The 301-nt window shown below is 67.8% G+C and carries 1 pseudogene; it reads left to right on the plus strand.

The window, feature by feature from the left end:
• A pseudogene (locus GV790_RS31530) lies at positions 1-91 on the plus strand (cation diffusion facilitator family transporter); the annotation flags it as partial.
• Between the last annotated feature and the right edge of the window lie 210 nt (positions 92-301).

A 301-nucleotide genomic window follows, 5' to 3' on the forward strand; every position in this document is an offset into this window, starting at 1 on the left:
GGGTGCCGTCGACGGTGTGGCCGACGTCCACGACCTGCACGTGTGGACCCTCACCTCGGGCATGGAAGTCGCCTCCGCGCACATCACCACCGTCGACGGCACCCAGTTCGGCGGCGACCTGTTCCACGTCGAGTTCCTCGGGGCTGTGCTGGAACAGGATCCGCAGCGAACGCTTGGCCAGCACATAGGTCCGCGGCAGCACCCACAGGCCGATCGCGACACCGATGATCATGTCCGCATAGCGCCAGCGGCGATCAGGTGTTGCGCGCCGCCCAGCACGTGCTGGCCGAGCGCTTCCACA

Origin of the sequence: Nocardia cyriacigeorgica (assembly GCF_010858045.1) — a bacterium.
GTDB classification, from domain to species: domain Bacteria; phylum Actinomycetota; class Actinomycetes; order Mycobacteriales; family Mycobacteriaceae; genus Nocardia; species Nocardia cyriacigeorgica_E.